General features: G+C 73.2%; 16 protein-coding genes. 10 read left to right on the top strand and 6 right to left on the bottom strand.

Going from position 1 to position 17,045, the window contains the following annotated elements; all coding sequences use genetic code 11:
• Nucleotides 1-50: 50 nt before the first annotated feature.
• Together ACIP9D_RS12335 and ACIP9D_RS12340 are read left to right on the top strand one after the other, a co-directional pair.
• Nucleotides 51-1,172 (top strand): sugar ABC transporter permease, encoded by a 1,122-nt coding sequence (locus tag ACIP9D_RS12335; RefSeq protein WP_350869808.1) that lies wholly within the window; start codon nt 51-53, stop codon nt 1,170-1,172.
• A 1-nt stretch (nt 1,173) separates the two neighbouring features.
• On the top strand, nt 1,174-2,067 hold the full coding sequence (locus ACIP9D_RS12340; protein ID WP_350869810.1) for a carbohydrate ABC transporter permease: 894 nt from the start codon (nt 1,174-1,176) through the stop codon (nt 2,065-2,067).
• Nucleotides 2,068-2,112: 45 nt separating this feature from the next.
• On the opposite strand, the gene ACIP9D_RS12345 is transcribed toward ACIP9D_RS12340, so the two are convergent.
• A complete protein-coding gene (locus tag ACIP9D_RS12345; RefSeq protein ID WP_350869812.1) occupies nt 2,113-2,493 on the bottom strand; it encodes a VOC family protein in 381 nt (126 codons plus the stop codon).
• A 143-nt stretch (nt 2,494-2,636) separates the two neighbouring features.
• The gene (locus tag ACIP9D_RS12350) at nt 2,637-3,218 is read right to left on the bottom strand and encodes a GNAT family N-acetyltransferase (protein WP_350869814.1); all 582 of its coding nucleotides are present in this window, start codon (nt 3,216-3,218) and stop codon (nt 2,637-2,639) included.
• Between the two features lie 35 nt (nt 3,219-3,253).
• Between ACIP9D_RS12350 and ACIP9D_RS12355 the strand changes: the two genes are divergently transcribed.
• Nucleotides 3,254-4,531 (top strand): glycosyltransferase family 87 protein, encoded by a 1,278-nt coding sequence (locus tag ACIP9D_RS12355; protein ID WP_350869816.1) that lies wholly within the window; start codon nt 3,254-3,256, stop codon nt 4,529-4,531.
• On the opposite strand, the gene ACIP9D_RS12360 is transcribed toward ACIP9D_RS12355, so the two are convergent.
• Complete coding sequence (locus ACIP9D_RS12360) at nt 4,430-4,984, bottom strand: GNAT family N-acetyltransferase (protein WP_350869817.1); 555 nt, start codon at nt 4,982-4,984, stop codon at nt 4,430-4,432. The two genes, ACIP9D_RS12355 and ACIP9D_RS12360, sit on opposite strands and share 102 nt — an antisense overlap.
• Nucleotides 4,985-5,063: 79 nt before the next feature.
• Here ACIP9D_RS12360 and ACIP9D_RS12365 point away from each other — a divergent pair, with 79 nt between their 5' ends.
• From ACIP9D_RS12365 to ACIP9D_RS12385, 5 genes are all read left to right on the top strand, one after another.
• Nucleotides 5,064-6,293 carry a DNA glycosylase AlkZ-like family protein gene (locus ACIP9D_RS12365; protein WP_350869819.1) on the top strand — a complete coding sequence of 410 codons (1,230 nt, stop codon included), beginning with the start codon at nt 5,064-5,066 and terminating at the stop codon, nt 6,291-6,293.
• Nucleotides 6,283-6,864 (top strand): DUF2752 domain-containing protein, encoded by a 582-nt coding sequence (locus tag ACIP9D_RS12370; RefSeq protein WP_400449800.1) that lies wholly within the window; start codon nt 6,283-6,285, stop codon nt 6,862-6,864. The genes ACIP9D_RS12365 and ACIP9D_RS12370 overlap by 11 nt, the downstream gene beginning before the upstream one ends.
• 342 nt (nt 6,865-7,206) lie before the next feature.
• Nucleotides 7,207-7,950, top strand: coding sequence for an FAD-dependent thymidylate synthase (gene thyX, locus ACIP9D_RS12375; protein ID WP_350869975.1), 744 nt, complete (start codon nt 7,207-7,209; stop codon nt 7,948-7,950).
• A 46-nt stretch (nt 7,951-7,996) separates the two neighbouring features.
• Nucleotides 7,997-8,923: a 4-hydroxy-tetrahydrodipicolinate synthase gene (dapA, locus tag ACIP9D_RS12380; RefSeq protein ID WP_350869821.1), complete on the top strand. Its 927-nt coding sequence runs from the start codon at nt 7,997-7,999 to the stop codon at nt 8,921-8,923.
• Nucleotides 8,924-8,975: 52 nt separating this feature from the next.
• Nucleotides 8,976-10,664, top strand: a complete 1,689-nt coding sequence (locus ACIP9D_RS12385; protein ID WP_350869823.1) for a ribonuclease J — start codon at nt 8,976-8,978, stop codon at nt 10,662-10,664.
• A 96-nt stretch (nt 10,665-10,760) separates the two neighbouring features.
• Here the strand turns inward: ACIP9D_RS12385 and ACIP9D_RS12390 are convergent, their stop codons facing one another.
• The 3 genes from ACIP9D_RS12390 to ACIP9D_RS12400 form a co-directional block, all read right to left on the bottom strand.
• Nucleotides 10,761-11,819, bottom strand: coding sequence for an LPXTG cell wall anchor domain-containing protein (locus tag ACIP9D_RS12390; RefSeq protein WP_350869825.1), 1,059 nt, complete (start codon nt 11,817-11,819; stop codon nt 10,761-10,763).
• A gap of 122 nt (nt 11,820-11,941) precedes the next feature.
• Complete coding sequence (locus ACIP9D_RS12395; RefSeq protein ID WP_400449802.1) at nt 11,942-13,582, bottom strand: YbjN domain-containing protein; 1,641 nt, start codon at nt 13,580-13,582, stop codon at nt 11,942-11,944.
• Nucleotides 13,579-14,058 (bottom strand): YbjN domain-containing protein, encoded by a 480-nt coding sequence (locus tag ACIP9D_RS12400; RefSeq protein WP_350869827.1) that lies wholly within the window; start codon nt 14,056-14,058, stop codon nt 13,579-13,581. The genes ACIP9D_RS12395 and ACIP9D_RS12400 overlap by 4 nt, the downstream gene beginning before the upstream one ends.
• Nucleotides 14,059-14,171: 113 nt before the next feature.
• Between ACIP9D_RS12400 and ACIP9D_RS12405 the strand changes: the two genes are divergently transcribed.
• Nucleotides 14,172-16,625, top strand: a complete 2,454-nt coding sequence (locus ACIP9D_RS12405) for a DNA translocase FtsK (protein ID WP_350869829.1) — start codon at nt 14,172-14,174, stop codon at nt 16,623-16,625.
• Nucleotides 16,618-16,998 (top strand): VOC family protein, encoded by a 381-nt coding sequence (locus tag ACIP9D_RS12410; RefSeq protein ID WP_350869831.1) that lies wholly within the window; start codon nt 16,618-16,620, stop codon nt 16,996-16,998. Before ACIP9D_RS12405 ends, ACIP9D_RS12410 begins: the two co-directional genes overlap by 8 nt.
• Nucleotides 16,999-17,045: the final 47 nt, after the last annotated feature.

Below are 17,045 nucleotides of genomic sequence, written 5' to 3' on the forward strand. Positions count from 1 at the left end.
AGATCCCGGGCCCCCGCACCCGCCTCCGCCCGGACAGGGAGGGAGGGGAGATGGCGACCGAGGCGATCGCGGCACCGGCCACGGCGGGCGGTGACGCGCCCCGTCGGCGCGGCCGCGGCACCCGCAGCAACGAGAACGCCGCCGGCTGGCTCTTCATGGCCCCGGTGATCGTGATCCTCGGGCTGTTCCTGCTGCTGCCGATCCTGATGGCGCTCTGGGTGAGCCTGACCGACTGGAACGGCCAGGGCAGCCCGTTCACCGCCGACGTGCCGTTCGTCGGCACCGAGAACTACACCCGGCTGTTCACCGAGGACGGGCTGGACCGCCGCGACTTCATGACCAGCATCCGGAACAACATCTACTACGTCGGCATCGTGGTGCCGGTGCAGACCGCGCTCGCCCTCGGCCTCGCGCTGATGGTGAACAACCGGATGCTCAAGGGGAAGGGCTTCTTCCGCAGCGCCTTCTACTTCCCCTCGGTCACCAGCTCGGTCGCGATCAGCGTGGTCTTCCTCTTCCTGTTCGCCAACTCGGGCGTGATCAACAACCTGCTCGGCTTCGTCGGCATCGACGGGCCGGAATGGTTCGCCGACTCCCGGGGCGTCCTGCATCTGCTCTTCGGTGCGGTCGGCGTGGACACCCCGCCCGCCGCGATGACTTCGGGCGGCCCGCTCGGGCTGACCTGGTGGGACTGGCTGTCCGGGCCGAGCGTGGCGATGATCTCGATCATCACGCTGGTCATCTGGACCACCTCCGGCACCTTCATGCTGATGTTCCTCGCCGCGTTGCAGAACGTCCCGGTGACGCTGGACGAGGCCAGCACCCTGGACGGGGCGACCCGCTGGCAGCGGTTCCGGCACGTCACCCTGCCGATGATCAAGCCGACCACCTTCCTGGTGCTCACCCTCGGCCTGATCGGCTCCTGGCAGGTCTTCGACCAGGTGTACGTGATGAGCCAGGGCGACCCGGCCAAGACCACGCTCACCCCGGCCTACCTGTCGTACCGCACCGCGTTCCGGGACTTCGACTACGGCTCCGGCGCGGCGATCTCGTTCGTGCTGTTCCTGATCATCATCGTGCTGACGCTGATCCAGCGCCGGGTGCTGGCCGACCGGGACCCGGTCCGGCGGCGGCGCGGCCGGTGGCGTCGGCGCGTACCGGAGGGGTCGTGACATGGCCGTGCTGACCGACCGCCCGCCGGTGGCGGCGGCGCCCGCGCGGCGCGGCCGCCGCCCGGCCCGCACTGTGGTGTCCCGTTTCCTGGGGTACGCCACGCTGGTCTTCTTCGGGCTGGTCTTCCTCTACCCGTTCGTCATCCAGCTCGCCAACTCGCTGAAGACCGAGCCGGACTCGGCGGCCAACCCGCTCTCGCCCTTCCCCGACCCGCTGACGCTGGCCGGCTTCGAGCGGATCTTCGCCGGCACCAACTTCCCGCTCTGGGTCGGCAACTCGCTGCTGGTCACCGTGCTGGTCACGGTGGGCCGGGTGTTCTTCGACTCGCTCGCCGGCTACGCGCTGGCCCGGCTGCGCTTCCGCGGGCGGTCCGGGCTCTTCGCCGCGGTCATCGCGGTGATGGCGGTGCCCGGCGTGGTGCTGCTCATCCCGAAGTTCCTGGTGCTCAACCAGCTCGGCATCTACAACAGCTACGCCGGCCTGATCGTGCCGTTGCTCGCCGACGCGGCCGGCGTGTTCATCATGAAGCAGTTCTTCGAGTCGATCCCGGTCAGCGTCGAGGAGGCGGCCCGGATCGACGGGGCAGGAGTCTTCCGGACCTTCTGGTCGGTGGTGCTGCCGATGGCGAAACCGGCGCTGATCACCCTGACCATCCTCTCCTTCCAGGGCTCCTGGAACGAGTTCCCGCACAGCCTGGTGGCGGTGCAGGACCCGAACCTGTTCACCCTGCCGCGCGGCCTGGCCGACCTGGTCAGTGGCTCCCTGGGCAAGGGGAGTCAGTATCCGCTCAAGCTGGGCGCCGCCCTACTGGCCACCATCCCCGTCGCGATCATCTTCGTGATCTTCCAGCGCTACTTCGTGCGCGACGCCAACGACGGCTCCGACAAGGGCTGAGCTGAGCGGTGGCGGTCCCCGGGTGTGCCGGGGACCACCACCGGCTCAGCTCTGCTCGATGACCGACATGATGTTGCCGGCCGGGTCGGTGAACCAGGCGATGGTCGGCCCGTTGCCGCGCATGATCCCCTTGTCGTCCTGCGGCATCCCCTCGTAGCGGGCGAAGGTCACCCCGCGCGAGGTCAGCTCCTCGACCGTCGCGTCGACGTCCTCGACCGGGAAGTTGAGCACCGTGTAGCTGGCCGGCACATGGTCGGCCTTCGGATAGACCAGCACCGGGCGGTCCCCGGCCAGGTGCAGCGTCAGCAGCCCGCCCATCGCGTCGTCCCGCGTCACCCGCAGGCCGAGCGTGTCGGCGTAGAACCGCTGCGCCCGGTCGGTGTCGTCGACCGAGAAGCCACTGAACGCCCGCGAGTCCGCGAACATGGTCGTCTCCCTCGTCCGGTCGTGCTCCGTCGGTGGGTCGTGCCGGGCCGCTGGGCCCTTCCTGCGTCACAGTAGGCGCGCGATCCGACGTGCGCGGGCGACACGACGGTGACGGAGGAGTGGACGACCGATCGGCGGTGCGTTCAGTCCGCCTCGACCGGCTCGGTCGGGACCGCGACGTGCAGCCGCAGTTGGGGAACCAGCATGTCGTCGACGTCCAGCGCACGGACCGCGCCGTCCGGCTCCCAGCCGGTGCTGGTGAGGAACTTGCGGGTCGCCTCGTCGGCGTCGAACGCCCAGGCCACCGCGCGGTCCGCGCCGTCCTCCCGCCACAGGTCCACGCTGGCGGCGAGCAGCCGGCTGCCGTGCCCGCGCCGGCCCCAGCGCGGCTCCACCAGCAGGTCGGTGACGGCCACGACGCCGTCGCCCAGCCCCTCGGCCGGCTCGCCGGGGGCGAGCGCCTCGGCGTCGGCCGGACCGGAGGCGGCGAACCCCACCAGATACGATTGCTCGGCCTGTTCGACGGCGACCAGCACGCGGTGGGCGCCGGAGGGCGGCTCCTGCACCGCGGCGGTCCACCGCCGGGCGAGCCACGCCTCGTCCAGGTTGTCGAGGACGTGCCGGGGGAGGATCCGGCGATAGGCGACCCGCCAGGTCGCGAGCTGGATGCGTGCGATCTCGCCGGCGTCCTCGGGACGCGCCGGGCGGACGTACCCGAGAGCCATGGGACGTGAGCCTACGCAGGGCGAGGGAGGCGACGGTGGCGCAGGGTGCCAGAAGGACGACCGGGCAGGTCGTGGGCGTGCTCCTGCTCGCCGTGGCGGTGGCCGCGTTCCTGTCCGTCGCCGCCGTCCGGCACGGCTTCTTCGACCTTCAGGTCTACTACGGCGCGCTGACCTGGTGGGTGCACGACGGCGGGGAGATCTACGACTACCTGCGTCCGTTCACGCAGTACGGCTTCACCTACCCGCCGTTCGCGGCCCTGGTGATGTTGCCGATGGCGTACCTGCCGTGGGTGGCGGCGATCGTGGTCAGCGTGACCGCCACCGTGGTGGTGACCGCGATGCTCCTCTGGTGGCTGCTCGACCCGATCGTCCGCCGGGCCGGCTGGACCCCCTGGTTCACCCTCGCCGTGGCGCTCTGTCTCGCCGCCGCCTTCGAGCCGATGCGCGAGACGGTCAACTTCGGCCAGGTCAACATGCTGCTGCTCTTCCTGGTCGCGGTCGACCTGCTGCGGCTGCTGCCGGCCGGCAACCGCTGGGCCGGCATCGGCATCGGGCTGGCCACCGCGATCAAGCTGACCCCGGGCATCTTCATCGTCTACCTGCTGGTCACCCGACGCTGGCGGGCCGCGCTCACCGCGATGGCCACCACGGCCGGCGCGAGCCTGCTCGCCGCCGCGCTCTTCCCGGACGCCTCCCGCGAGTTCTGGACCGAGGCGCTCTGGAACACCGGCCGGGTGGGCGAGTTGGCGTTCGTCTCCAACCAGTCGCTGCGCGGCGTGGTCGCCCGGCTCGACCCGGAGCACCCGAGCACGCTGGCCTGGTTGGTACTGGTGCTCGGCACGCTGGCGCTCTGGGCCTGGCGCTCCCGCCTCGCCGCCGCGGCCGGCGACGAGGCGACCGGGCTCGCCCTCACCGGCGCGGTGATGTGCCTGGTCAGCCCGGTGACCTGGGTGCACCACCTGGTCTGGCTGCTGCCGGCGCTGATCCTGCTGGTGGAGCACGCCGTGCGGGCGTCCGCCGGCGGCCGTCGGCGCCGCCTGCTGCTGGTCGCCGCCATCGTCGGGTACGGGTTGCTGTGCAGCCGGATCGTCTGGGCGTGGGAGAAGGACTTCACCGGGGTCGACGGGTTCCTGGGCAGCAACACCTACGTCTGGATCAGCCTTGCCGTGGTGGCGTTCCTGCCGGTCCGCCGCTGGGTCGCGCGGGACGGGTCAGCCGCCGAGGCGTCCGGCGTACCGCAGCTCGACCAGGCCGACGGGCGGGCGCCCGCCGGCCAGCGGCACCGGATAGGTCGACCGCTCACCGTCCGGTGACAGGCCGGCCCGCTCACAGAACCGGCGGGCCCGGTGGTTCTCCGCCAGCACCCAGAGTCGGTAGGCCGACCATCCCCGGGCCGCCAGCCCGTCCCGCGCCGCGGCCAGCAGCGTCCGGGCGGTGCCGTCCCCCCAGTGCGCCGGCTCGACGAAGAGGGCGAGCACCTCGCCGCAGCCCGGGTCGAGTTCGGCCCGGTCCTGGTTGACCCGGTACGGGCCGAACGAGGTGAAGCCGACGACGTCCCCGCCGTCCGCCTCGGCCAGCAGCGTGGTGAACGGGTGCTCCGGATCGGCCGTGCCGATGTCGCGGCGACGCTGCGCCCAGGCCGCCACGTTCAGCCGCCGCAGCACCTCGTCCGGCATGATGCCGGCGTAGCCGGCCTGCCAGCCGTGCACGTGCACCCGGGCGACCGCCTCGGCGTCGTCCGGCTCCTCGGAGCGGATGGTGAGCATTGCACCGTTCTATGCCTCACGGGGCGGTAGGTCCAGTATCGCGCTACGGCGTCGTACCCATGAATTAAGGTCGCCGACGATGACCGCACCGGAATCACTCTCGCTCGCCCAGGCCCGGCGGGTGGCGCTCGCCGCCCAGGGCTTCGCCGACCCGCCGCCCACCGGCGTGTCGACCCGCCGGCACCTGCGCCGGGTGCTCGACCGGGTCGGGCTGATCCAGATGGATTCGGTCAACGTCCTGCAACGCGCCCACTACCTGCCGCTCTACAGCCGGCTCGGGCCCTACCCGACCGAGCTGCTCGACACCGCCGCCTACCGCCGCCCCCGGGAGCTCTTCGAATACTGGGGGCACGAGGCGTCCCTGGTCCCGGTCGCGCTGCACGCGGCGCTGCGCTGGCGGATGGCCCGGGCGCGCAGCGCGTCCTGGGGCGGCATGCAGCGCATCGCCGAGGAGCAGCCCGAGCTGGTCGCCTGGGTGCGCGACGAGGTGGCCGCCCGGGGGCCGTTGACCGCCGCGGAGATCGAGCACGACGCACCCCGGGAGACCGGCAACTGGGGCTGGAACTGGTCGGCGGTGAAGCGGGCGCTGGAATACCTGTTCTGGGCCGGCGAGGTCACCGCGGCCGAGCGCACCAGCTCCTTCGCGCGCCGCTACGACCTGCCCGAGCGGGTGCTGCCGGCGGCGGCGCTGGACGCGCCCACCCCGACCGACGCCGAGGCCTACCGGGCCCTGGTCGCCCTCGCCGCCCGGTCGCTCGGGGTGGCCGCCGAGCCGGAGCTGCGCGACTACTTTCGGCTGCCGCTGCTCGGGGCCCGGCAGGCGATCGCCGAGCTGGCCGAGGCCGGCGAGCTGCTGCCGGTCACGGTGCCCGGCTGGCGGCAGCCGGCGTGGCTGCACGCCCAGGCCCGGCTGCCCCGGTGGATCCGCGGCAATACCCTGGTCAGCCCCTTCGACCCGCTGATCTGGGAGCGGGCCCGCACCGAGCGGCTCTTCGACTTCAGCTACCGGATCGAGATCTACGTGCCGGCCCCGCAGCGGGTCTACGGCTACTACGTGCTGCCCTTCCTGCAGGGGGACCGGTTCACCGCCCGGGTCGACCTCAAGGCCGACCGGAAGTCCCGGGTGCTGCTGGTGCCGGCCGCCTGGGTCGAGCCCGGCGCCGACCCGGGCGAGACGGCCGTCGCCCTCGCCGCCGAGCTCTACCGGCTCGCCGGCTGGCTCGGTCTCGACGCGGTGGCCCCGCCCACCGGCGGTGACCTGGCCGGCCCGCTGGCCGCCGCGCTGGTGGGCGTCGCCGGTGTACGGTGACCCCGTGACGAGCGTTGACGGCGCCGGCCCGCCTCAGCCACCGACGGGCGCGCTGGACGCCCCGCCTCAGCCGTGGCCGGCCGGGCAGGTTCCGCCCTATCCGGCGCCCTACCCGATGCCGGAGCCCGACCGGCTCACCCGGTTCGTGGTCCGGCTGCACGACCGCTCGCCGCGCTGGGCGGTGCCGCTGGCCGCGGTCGGCTGTGTCGCCGCCGGCATCGGCTACGCGCTGATCAGCGACCCGACCCACTCGTCTCCCGACGCGGCACCGACCTGCCTGCTGAAGCTCACCACCGGGCTGGACTGCCCGGGCTGCGGCGGCACCCGCGCGCTCTGGTACGTGCTGCACGCCGACCTGCCGGCCGCCGCCCGGCACCACTTCCTCTTCGTCTTCGCGCTGCCCTTCCTGGCCTACCTCTTCGTGGCCTGGGCCGGCCGGCAGGCGTTCGGCTGGCGGCTGCCGCAACTGGGGATCAGCAGCAAGGTGATCGGTGGGTTCCTGGCCGCCTGGCTCGCCTTCTCGGTGCTGCGCAACCTGCCCTGGGCCCCCTTCACCTCGCTCTACGTCTGACCGCCCCGGCTGACCCGGCCCCGGCTCCGCCTGCCGAGGCCGCCGGGCCTGGGCTGTCCCGGTGTTCCGAAGCTGTCGACCTGCTCCAGATATGAACACCCGGGGGTGCGCGTCCTCGTTGCCGGACGGTGGGCATCTGTTCGGGGCCAGCGGCGCACGGCTGGCGACCACCCTGCTGGTTCACATATGGAGCAGTTCGACAGCGCCGCATGATGACGTGACCGGTGTCGAGCGGGCCTTCGGCGGGGCGTCGGGCGGCCGGTGGGGTGACTGACGTTGCATCGGGGCGAGCCGGACTTGGGCCGTGCCGCCGCCACCACTACAGTCCCAGGCATGCCGGAGATGGTGCAGCCCCAGGTGAAGCTCGTCGCGTGGACCCACTTCGAGGCGCCGGACGAGGTGCCGTGGTCGACCGACGCCGACGGCGGCCAGGCGCTCGCCGAGTTTGCCGGGCGGGCCTGCTACCAGAGCTGGAAGAAGCCGAACCCGGCCACCGCCACCAACGCCGGCTACCTGGCGCACATCCTGGAGGTCGGCCACCTCTCGGTGCTGGAGCACGGCTCGGTGACCTTCTACTTCACCGGGGTCTCCCGCTCCTTCACCCACGAGCTGATCCGGCACCGGCACTTCTCGTACTCCCAGCTCTCCCAGCGGTACGTCCCGGAGCGGGACGCGGCCATGGTCGAGCCCGCGGTGATCGCCGAGGACCCGGAGCTGCACAAGAAGTTCGTCGAGGCCGCCGAGGCGAGCGTCCGGGCGTACACCGAGCTGCTGGAGGGCTTGGAGCAGCGCTTCGCCGACGAGCCGAACCCGACCCTGCGGCGCAAGCAGGCCCGGCAGGCGGCCCGGGCGGTGCTGCCCAACGCCACCGAGACCCGGATCGTGGTGACCGGCAACTACCGGGCCTGGCGGCACTTCGTCGCCATGCGGGCCACCGAGCACGCCGACGTGGAGATCCGCGAGTTGGCGGTGGAGTGCCTGCGCCAGCTGCAGAAGGCGGCCCCCAACGTCTTCGCCGACTTCGTGATCACCACCCTCCCGGACGGCACCGAGGTGGCGTCCAGCCCGCACGCCGAGCTCTCCTGAGCCCTTCCCCGGCGGGCGGCCGAGGCTCGTCCGCTAGGTTGGAAGCATGACGCACGACCACCCTGACACCCCCGCCCGGGCGGTGTCCCGTCCCTTCGGGCGGGTGCTCACGGCCATGGTGACCCCGTTCACCGCCGACGGCTCGCTCGATCTTGACGGTGCCGCCCGGCTGGCGAACCACCTGGTCGACGAGCAGGGCAACGACGCGCTGGTGGTCAACGGCACCACCGGCGAATCGCCGACCACCACCGACGCGGAGAAGGAACGACTGATCCGGGCGGTGGCGGAGGCGGTCGGCGACCGGGCGAAGGTGGTGGCCGGGGTCGGCACCAACGACACCCGGCACACCATCGAGCTGGCCGCCGCCGCCGAGAAGGCCGGCGCGCACGGGCTGCTGGTGGTCACGCCGTACTACAACAAGCCGCCACAGAGCGGGCTGCTGCGTCACTTCACCGCGGTCGGGGACGCCACCGGCCTCCCGGTGATGCTCTACGACATCCCGCACCGCTCCGGCGTGCCGATCGCCACCGAGACCATGGTGCGTCTCGCCGAGCACGCGCGGATCGTCGCGGTGAAGGACGCCAAGGGCGATCTCACCGCGACCAGCTGGGTGACCAGCCGCACCAACCTCGCCTTCTACAGCGGCGAGGACTCGCTCACCCTGCCCGCGCTGGGCGTCGGCACGGTCGGCGTGGTGGGCACCTCCACGCACTTCACCGGCGCGCTGACCAAGCAGATGATCGAGGCGTACGACGCGGGCGAGAACGCCGCGGCGCTCGCCCTGCACCGGCGGCTGCTGCCGCTGTACACCGGCATCTTCCGTACCCAGGGCGTCATCCTGGTGAAGGCGGGCCTGGCGGCGGCCGGCCTGCCCGCGGGCCCGGTGCGGCCCCCGCTGGTGGACGCCACCGACGACGAGATCGCCCAGCTGCGCGCCGACTGCGCGGCGGCGGGTCTGGAGCTCCCTGAATGACCGAACGACACTACGGACGCCGGATGACGGCGTCCAAGAATGAGGTGGACGCGTGACCGAGGCGCACATCGAGGCGGAACTCCCCCCACCGCTGCCGGAGGGCGGACTGCGGATCATTCCGCTCGGCGGGCTCGGCGCCATCGGTCGGAACATGACCGTCTTCGAGTACGACGGCAAGTTGCTGATCGTCGACTGCGGGGTGCTCTTCCCCGACGTCGAGCAGCCGGGCGTGGACCTGATCCTGCCCGACTTCGGGCCGATCCTGGACCGGCTCGCCGACGTCCAGGCGATCGTGCTCACCCACGGCCATGAGGACCACATCGGCGCGGTGCCCTACCTGCTCGCCCACAAGCCGGACATCCCGCTGGTCGGCTCGCAGTTCACCCTGGCCCTGGTCGAGGCGAAGCTCGCCGAGCGGCGGATCCAGCCGTACACGCTGACCGTGCGGGAGGGCGGCCGGGAGCGGCTCGGCCCGTTCGAGTGCGAGTTCTTCGCGGTCAACCACTCGATCCCGGACGCGCTCGCGGTGGCCATCCGCACCCCGGCCGGCCTGGTGCTGCACACCGGCGACTTCAAGATGGACCAGCTCCCGCTCGACGGCCGGATCACCGACCTGGCCGGCTTCGCCCGGCTCGGCGCCGAGGGTGTGGACCTGCTGCTGTCGGACTCCACCAACGCCGAGATCCCCGGCTTCGTCACCCCGGAGCGGGAGATCGGGCCGGTGCTCGACTCGATCTTCGCGAAGGCCAAGGGGCGGATCATCGTCGCCTCGTTCGCCTCGCACGTGCACCGTGTGCAGCAGGTCTTCGACTCGGCCATCGAGCACGGCCGCAAGGTCGCGCTGATCGGCCGGTCCATGGTCCGCAACATGGGCATCGCCCGCGACCTCGGCCTGCTCAACATCCCGGCCGGCCTGGTGGTCAGCATCGAGGAGGCGACCACGCTGCCGCCCGAGCAGATCGTGCTGATGTCCACCGGCTCGCAGGGTGAGCCGATGAGCGCCCTGGGCCGGATGGCCAGCGGCGACCACCGGCACATCACGATCGCCCCCGGCGACACGGTGGTGCTGGCCAGCTCGCTGGTGCCCGGCAACGAGACCTCCGTCTACCGGGTGATCAACCGGCTGGCCCGGGCCGGCGCGGTGGTCGTGCACAAGGACGTCGCCAAGGTGCACGTCTCCGGTCACGCGCCCGCCGGTGAGCTGCTCTACCTGCTCAACGTGGTCCGGCCCAGCAACCTCATGCCGGTGCACGGCGAGTGGCGGCACCTGCGTGCCCACGCCCGGCTCGGCATCGAGTCCGGGGTCGCCGCGGACCGGGTGGTGCTCTGCGAGGACGGCGACGTGGTCGACCTGGTCGAGGGGCGCGCCGCCCTGGTCGGGCGGGTGAAGAGCCGGTACGTCTACGTCGACGGCCTCGCCGTCGGCGACGTCAGCGAGTCGCTGCTGACCGAGCGGCGAATCCTCGGTGACGGCGGCTTCATCGCCACCACCGTGGTGGTGGACTCGGTCACCGGCAAGGTGGTGGCCGGCCCGACGCTCTCCGCGAAGGGCTTCTCGGAGGACCCGGAGGCGTTCAACCCGGTGATCCCGCTGGTCACCGAGGCGCTCAACCGGGCCGCCGCGGACGGCATCACCGACCCGCACCAGCTCCAGCAGATCGTCCGCCGGACGGTGGGGCGCTGGGTCAACGACGCGTACCGCCGGCGACCGATGATCGTTCCGACCGTGGTCGAGGTCTGACCGGCGCCGAACCACGTCGACCCGGGTCGGCTCCGACGTCCCCGTGAACGTCGGTGCCGACCCGGGTCTGTTCTAGGCGGCCCGCCGGCCGTCGGATCAGCCGCGGGCGAGGCGACGCCGGAGCAGCAGCAGACCGGCTCCGAGGGCCAGCAACGCCGCGCCCAGCAGGGCGTACGTCAGACCGGCCGGCCCGGTGCGGGGCAGTTCCCCGGTGCTCTGGCCGACCGGGGCCGCGGTGGGCGTACCCGTGGCGCCGGCCGGCGGCGCGGTGGTGGCCGGGGCGCCGGCGCCGGCGAGGCGCAGGGTGACCGAGGTGTCCGGGTTGGTGTAGCGGTTGCCCGGGCCGAGGAAGAGCCGGACGGTCTTGCTGCCCCCGGTGACGGCCAGCCGTAGCCGCACCGTCTCGGTGGCGCCGGCGGCCAGCTCACCGGCGCGCAGCACCTCGCAGCCCGCGCCGTTCATCCGGCCGCTGTCCGAGCAGCCCGGCTCGATCACCCGGACGCCCTGCGGCGTCATCAGGTTCAGCGAGTACCCGCCGAGCCGGAAGGTGCCGGCGTTGGTCACCCGCGCCGTCACGGTGGTCTCCCCGTTGACGACCGGGCCGGCGCTGGCCCGCAACCGCAGCGCGATCCTGTCCGGCCAGTTGACCCGGAACTCGGTGGGCCGTTGTGTGGCGCCGGCCGCGTCCCGGCCGGCGACCGTTCCGTGCGCGCTCACGCCGAACACCGCTTCGGGGGTGGACGAGGTCACCGTCAACCGGTACTCGCGTCTGCCGCCGGGCGGGATCTGCGCGCCACCGCAGGTCCAGTCCTGGCCGGAAGCGCCGGCGGGGCGGCAGTCCCCACGCCCGGTCAGCTCCGTCCAGGGCGGCAGGCGCAGCACGAAGAAGCCCTTCGCCGCCGCGGCTCCCTCGTTGACGACGGTGACCGCCAGCGGCCCGGACGGCCGCCACGGGTCCTTGCTGAGGAAGACGATGTCCGCCCGGGCGAGGATGGTCGGCCCGCCGGCCCGGGCGGTGGCGCTCGGCGAGGAGGTGGGGGACGACGACGGGGTGGGGGCCGCCGGGGCGTGCGCGGCGGCGGGCGCGGCGACGGCGGTCAGGCCGAGCAGCGTGGCGGCGGCGGCGAGGGCGCTGGCGCGGAACGGACGGATCATCGTGGGCTCCCGGTTCGGTGTGGGTGACGGTGACATCACCCCCGTGCCGGGGACCGGGTTGCGTCGCTGTCGGATCGCCGCCTGTGACAACCCCGGCCGCAACCGTCGGGGCCGCTCGCGGGTCAGGGTAGGGCGGCGACCGCGTCCGCGTACGCGACGCCGGTGCTCACCGCCGCGTCCAGCAGGACGGTCAGCTGCGCCGGGGCCACCCCGTGCGCCAGGTCGGTGCTGACGTCGCCGGCCAACGCCAGCTCGACACCGAGGTCGTGCACGTAGGCCTTGGGCAGCAGCCGGTCGTGGTTCCACGCGTTGCAGAACGCGTACGCCTCGATCCGCCGCCCCGCCGGCAGCCGGCGGGTGGCGAGCGCCCGGGCGTGCAGGATCTCGCCGCGCTCGCCGACCTGCCGGAACTGGATGACCGCCGCGCCCCACCGGCCGACCACCGTGCCGCCGTCGTCCACCGCGTACCGGTCGCCCCGGCGGTCCAGCGCGGCCGTGATCATCGACAGGGTCAGCGGCGCCGGTTCCAGTTCGGGCGGCTCCGGGTCGTCCGGCGCCGCGTCTGCGGCGTCGTCGGCCGGGTCGGTGTCGGCGGGCAGCGTCGCCGGCGTGGCCACCGGCCGCTCGGCCAGCCAGGCCGCCATCCGGCCGGACTGGTGCCCGGTGCCGTTGCGAGCGTCGAAGCTGCCGGCCAGCTCGGTGGCGATGCCGAGCAGCACGGCACCGAGCGTCGCGACGTCGAGGTCGGTGGCCGGTCGGTCGCCGAAGGCCGGCCGGTGCACCGTGCGCCCGCCCAGCCCCGCCTCGACGGCGAGCGCGCAGACCAGGGCGCCGGCCGCGGCGAACTCCATCGCGGGAAGGTCGTCGTGCGGCTGGTCGAGCCGGGGCAGCTGCTCGGCGAGGATGTCCAGTCCGCGGCCCGGATGCCCACCGATCGCACAGAACCGCAGGTGCGCGGCGAGGTGCGGGAAGGCGGCACGCTCCCCGCGGTGCCGCCGGTAGGCCCGCACGTGCGCCGCGCCGGCGCGCTCCGGCTGCCCGGTGCGCAGCCAGGGCAGCAGCGCCACGACCAGCGCCCGCTCGGGCTGGTCGGTGCAGTCGACCGTGCCGTCGAGCACCTCCCGTAGCTCGGCCAGCGCGGCGGACCACTCGCCCCAGCCGGCGAGCAGCTCCGCCCGGCGGGCCGGCGCGCAGCCGGGGCAGCCGTCGGCCGGCCCGGGCTCGGCCGCGGCCCAGCGGTCGTACCAGTCGCGGGCGGTCGGCTCGTCACCCAGGTGGTCGGCGATCCGGCTACGCAGCTCCGCGACCGCCTCGGCGTCGGCGCCGACCCGGCGGGCCAGGTCGTCCACGGACCGCACCTGGTCCAGCCCGACGCGTGGGGTGCCCAGGAGCGCCTCGACCGCGCAGCGCTGGTGGCGCAGCAGCAGGTCGGCCTCGATGTCGCTGAACAGCTCCGGCCGGCGGTCGAGGACGGCCAGGCAGCGCCGCACCGGCTCGACCAGCCGCCACCGCTCGCCGTGCAGCAGGGCCGTCTCGATCAACGCGAACCGGGCGTCCACCGCGGACCGGTCGTCGCCGCTCGCGTCGGCCTGCGCGGCGATCCGCTCCAGCTCCACCAGCCGGGCCGGGCCGTCGGGCAGGTCCCGGGCGTCGGCGAGCGCGGCGGTCAGCTCGCGGTTGCGCGGTGCCGGCCCACGGTTGCGCCCGACCAGGTCGGCGAGGTCGCCCAGGCGGCCGGGCCGCCGTTCGCCGGGCCCGGTCACGCCACCACCCCGCCGGGGAGCTGGCGGACCCCGGCGGCGAGCTGGCAGCCGGCGGTGATGCCGCAGTCGAGCAACTGGTCGAGCTGGTGCGGGGTCACCCCGCGCTCCAGGTCGGTGATCACCTCGCCGCAGATCCGGGCCCGACCGCCGTCGTCGACGTGCACGAACGCCTTCGGCCAGAGCTGGTCGTGGTTCCACCCGTTGCAGAACTCGTAGAGCGCCGGTACCTGCTCGATCGGGAAGGTCGGCGCGACCATGGTGCGGATCTGGAGCAGTTCCCCGGCGGCGCCCAGCCGGAGGAACCAGATCAGGTTGTCCTCCCAGCGGCCGACCAGATCGCCGTCGGAGTCCGGCGTGACGACGTACCCACGATTGCGCAGCACCGCGGCGATCAGCTCGCCGGTCAGCGGTCGCAGCCGCCGCGGGTGCCCGGCCAGCGGGTCGTCCGGACCGTCCTCGATTCCCGGCGACGCCATCGGGCATCCCTTCTGAGGCAGATATCACGGCTTGCAGCGGAGTCCGTGCTGCGACGCGCGGACACGACCCGGAAAAGCGGCGTTCTGCCGGGCCGCGCCGTTACGGTGATGCTATGGCGGGCCGTACCTCTCAGGCGAGCCGGCGGCGCGGCGCGTCGCCGCGCGGTGCGACGAACACTCGCGCCCGTCAACCGGCGAAGAAGACCCGCGCCCCGGTCCGTCGCCGCACCCGGCCCGCCCGCCCCGGCCCCGCCGTCTACGTCGGACGGGCGGTCGGTGCGTTGTGGATGGGGCTGGCGCACGGCGTCGGCTGGGCGTTCCGGGCGGCCGGCCGGCAGGCGGCCTCGGCCCGCGACCTCGACCCGGAGCACCGGCGCGACGGCGCCGGGCTACTGCTCTTCGGGCTGGCCCTGCTCAGCGCGGTGGGGATCTGGTTCTCCGGCGCCGGTCCGGTGGGTGCGCAGCTGGCCGACACGGTCCGGCTCTTCCTCGGCGCGATCTCCGTCGTGGTGCCGGTGCTGCTGATGATCGGAGCCTGGCGGTTGATGCGTCAGCCCGGCGACCCCGAGCACCGTGGCCGCGGGTTGGTCGGCTGGGGCTCCATGCTGATCGCGACCGCCGCCGTGCTGCACATCGGGCAGCAACCGGTCGACCCCGGTCAGCGTGACTTCGCCGGCGGCCTGGTGGGCGCCGGGGTCGGCAGCATGCTGGAGCGCGCGGTGACCGCCTGGGTCGCCGTGCCGCTGCTCATCCTGCTGCTGCTCTTCGGCCTGCTGGTGGTCACCGCGACGCCGATCAACAAGATCCCGGAGCGGCTCGGTCTGCTGGCCGGCACGCTGGTCGCCGCACCGTCCACCCCGGACGCCGAGGAGACTCCGGTCAAGCCGGCGCGCAAGCGGCCCGCGAAGCGGGTGCCGCCGCTCGACCCCGACGACTTCGACGACGACCTCGAGGGCGCCGACCTGCAGGAAACCCTTGTGCTGCCGCGCAAGGCGCCGGGCAAGGTGCCGGCCAGCCGGCGGCCGGTGGAGCCGCCGGAGCACTCGCCCGCGCCACCGACCCGGGCCGAGCAGCTCGCGCTGACCGGCCTCGCCGGCGACTACACCCTGCCGCCGGCCAACATGCTGAGCGGGGGAGCGGCGCCGAAGACCCGGAGCAAGGCCAACGACGAGGTCATCGCCGCGCTCACCGGCGTCTTCGACCAGTTCGACGTGGACGCCGCGGTGACCGGCTTCACCCGCGGCCCGACGGTCACCCGCTACGAGGTCGAACTGGGTCCGGGCGTCAAGGTCGAGCGGATCACCCAGCTCTCCCGCAACATCGCGTACGCGGTGAAGTCGCCGGATGTGCGGATCCTCAGCCCGATCCCGGGCAAGAGCGCGGTCGGCGTGGAGATCCCCAACACCGACCCGGAGAATGTGGCGCTCGGCGACGTCCTGCGGTCCCGGACGGCGACCAGCGACCACCACCCGATGGTGGTGGCGCTCGGCAAGGACATCGAGGGCGGCTACGTGGTCGCCAACCTGGCCAAGATGCCGCATATCCTGATCGCCGGCGCGACCGGCGCGGGCAAGTCGTCCTGTCTCAACACGCTGCTTGTGTCGATCCTCACCCGGGCCACCCCGGACGAGGTGCGGCTGCTGCTGATCGACCCGAAGCGGGTCGAGATGACCGGCTACGAGGGCATCCCGCACCTGGTCACCCCGATCGTGACCAACGCGAAGAAGGCGGCCGACTCGCTCGACTGGGTCGTCCGCGAGATGGACATGCGCTACGACGACCTCGCCGCGAACGGGGTCCGGCACATCGACGACTTCAACCGCAAGGTGCGCAACGGCGAGATCAAGGCCCCGCCCGGCAGCGAGCGGGAGATGCGGCCGTACCCGTACCTGCTGGTGATCGTGGACGAGTTGGCCGACCTGATGATGGTCGCCCCGCGCGACGTCGAGGATTCGGTGGTCCGGATCACCCAGCTGGCCCGGGCCGCCGGCATCCACCTGGTGCTCGCCACCCAGCGCCCCTCGGTCGACGTGGTGACCGGCCTGATCAAGGCCAACGTGCCGTCCCGGCTGGCCTTCGCCACCTCGTCGCTGGCCGACTCCCGGGTCATCCTCGACCAGCCCGGCGCGGAGAAGCTGCTGGGCCGCGGTGACGGGCTGTTCCTGCCGATGGGCGCCTCGAAGCCGATCCGGATCCAGGGCGCCTGGGTCACCGAGCGCGAGATCGCCGACGTGGTCAAGTTCTGCAAGGACCAGCGGGAGCCGGAGTTCCGCCCGGACGTGCTGGCCCCGGCGCAGGAGAACAAGAAGAAGATCGACGAGGACATCGGCGACGACCTCGACCTGCTCGTGCAGGCGGTCGAGCTGGTGGTCACCTCGCAGTTCGGCTCGACCTCGATGCTCCAGCGCAAGCTGCGGGTGGGCTTCGCCAAGGCGGGCCGACTGATGGACCTGATGGAGACCCGGGGCGTGGTCGGGCCGTCCGAGGGCTCCAAGGCCCGCGACGTGCTGGTCAAGCCGGACGAGCTGGAGGAGGTCCTGGTCGGCCTCCGTGGCGGCGATGACTGACGTGGCGCCGCTGGCCGAGGAGATCTTCCCGATCCTCACCACCGGGGACCTCCCGGCGGCGCTGCGCTTCTACCGGGACCTGCTGGGCGGCACGGAGACCTACCGCTTTCCCGAGTCGGGCGAGCCGGCCTACGTCGCGCTGAGCCTCGGCACCGGTCAGCTCGGCATCGGCCGGCAGGACGAGCCGGGCACGCTGACCAACGACCGGGTGACGCTCTGGGTCTACGTGGCCGACTGCGCGGCCGCCGTCGACCGCCTGCGGGCGGCCGGCGTGCCCGTGGTCGCTGAGCCGGCGGCGCAGCCGTGGGGCGAGCGGATGGCGGCGGTGCTCGACCCGGACGGCAACCGGGTGCTGGTGGCCGACCGGGGCTGACCCCGGACAGCATCGGGCCCGCCGGCGTGCGGCGGGCCCGGATGGGG

It is taken from the genome of Micromonospora sp. NPDC093243 (assembly GCF_044753725.1).
Lineage (GTDB): Bacteria > Actinomycetota > Actinomycetes > Mycobacteriales > Micromonosporaceae > Micromonospora.